This is a genomic window from Pseudoxanthomonas sp. SGT-18 (assembly GCF_003931645.1).
Classification (GTDB): Bacteria; Pseudomonadota; Gammaproteobacteria; order Xanthomonadales; family Xanthomonadaceae; genus Pseudoxanthomonas.
Window position 1 is genome coordinate 1 of sequence record NZ_RRYJ01000019.1, and the last position, 1,856, is coordinate 1,856.

Annotated in this window: 1 protein-coding gene; it reads right to left on the bottom strand. The window is 71.0% G+C overall.

Annotated features, from left to right (window positions below):
- Positions 1–1,737, bottom strand: a 1,737-nt coding sequence (locus EIM47_RS15585) for a methyl-accepting chemotaxis protein (protein WP_240626259.1), incomplete at its 3' end; no start/stop codon positions are given.
- Positions 1,738–1,856: the final 119 nt, after the last annotated feature.

Below are 1,856 nucleotides of genomic sequence, written 5' to 3' on the forward strand. Positions count from 1 at the left end.
ACGCTGGGCCAGCGCCCGTACCTCGGAGGCGACCACGGCGAAGCCGCGGCCCTGTTCGCCGGCGCGCGCCGCCTCGACCGCGGCGTTGAGCGCCAGGATGTTGGTCTGGAAGGCGATGCCGTCGATCACGGTGATGATGTCCGCGATCCGGCGCGAGGAGGCCTGGATCTGGCCCATGGTGCTGACCACCTGGCCGACGACCTTACCGCCCTCTGAGGCGACCGAGGCGGCGCCGATGGCCAGCTGGTTGGCCTGGCGGGCGTGGTCGGCGTTCTGCTTGACCGTGGAGGTGATCTCCTCCATCGAGGCGGCGGTCTCCTCCAGGTTGGCGGCCTGCTGCTCGGTGCGGCGCGACAGGTCGTCGTTGCCGGCGGCGATCTCGGTGGCGCCGGTGCTGATCGCGGCGGAGGCGTCGCGGATCCGGCTCACGATCGTGGCCAGCTGTTCGACCGTGGCGTTGGCGTCGTCGCGCATCTGCGCGAACACGCCGCGGAACTCGCCTTCCATGCGCACGGTCAGGTCGCCCTGGGCCACGGTGCGCAGCAGGGCGGAGAGCTGGTCCAGGTTGCGCTCGGTGGTCTCCATCAGCAGGTTGAGCCCGGCCACCATGGCGTGGAACTCGTGCTGGAAGGCGCCGGCGTCGCCGCGCTGGGAGAAGTCGCCGGCCGCCGAGGCCGCGACCAGGCCCTGGATCTGGGCGTTGATCGCGGCCAGGTTGCGCTTGCAGGTATCCATGGCCTCGGTGATCGCGGCGCGCTCGCCGGGCAGGCGGTCCATGTCCTGGGACAGGTCGCCGACCGCGTACTGGCGCATCACCTCCACCGCGCGCAGGGTCACGGCGATGTGCTGGTGCACCAGCGCGTTGGCGTCGCGCACCATCAGCCCGTAGTCACCGGGGAAGCCGCTGTCGTCGATGCGGTAGCTGGTCTCGCCGGCCTCGTGCCGGCGCGCCATCTCGCGCTGGGCCTCGATCACCGCGCGCAGGCGCTGCTGCATTTCCTCGATGGAGTCCAGCATCTGGCCCATCTCGTCCTTGCCGTGCTCGCCCATGCGCACGTGCAGGTTGCCGCTGGACACGCCGCGCACCGCGGCCAGGGCGCGGTTGGCCGCGTCCAGCACCGAGCCGCCGATGGCCCAGCCGGCGAACAGGGTGATCAGCACCAGCAGGCCGCCAGCCACGGTCATCACCGCGGTGAACTTCAGCGCCTGCACCTGCGGCACGTCCAGGTAGGTGCCGGTGGCGACCACCCAGCCCCAGGGTTCGTACAGCGCGGCGTAGGAGCTCTTGTTGACGTCGCGGTCGGTGCCCGGCTTGGCCCAGGCGTAGTCGACGAAGCCGCCGCCGGCCTCGGCCGCGCGCACCAGGGCGGGGAACACCGCCTTGCCCTCGGCGCTGGCCACCTCGGCCACCGGCTTGCCTTCCAGGTCCGGGCGCTGCGGGTGCATCAGCATCCGCGACTGGCGGTCGAGCACGAAGACGTAGTCCACGCCGCCGGAGGCGCGCATCACCCGCAGTGCGTCGAGCGCCGCGGTCCTGGCGGCGGCTTCGTCCATCTGTCCGGCCTCGGCTTGCGCGGCGTACTGGCCGACCACGCCCAGTGCCATCTCCGCCTGGGTGCGGGCCGCGTGGCGGTGGGCGTCGGTCAGGTCCAGGTACTGCAGGCGCGCGGCCACCACCGACAGCGCGATGATGCCCAGCGCGACGAACGCCGCCTGCATCAGGAATTTGCGCTTCATCGAATGGTTGGCGAGGAACCGGCGGAGCAGGGACGGGACGTTCATTCGCGCGGACTTCTACGGGTTGCCGGCTATATCGGCCGGAACCGGGGATTCTTTCGTGGAAGGGGCAAAAAACA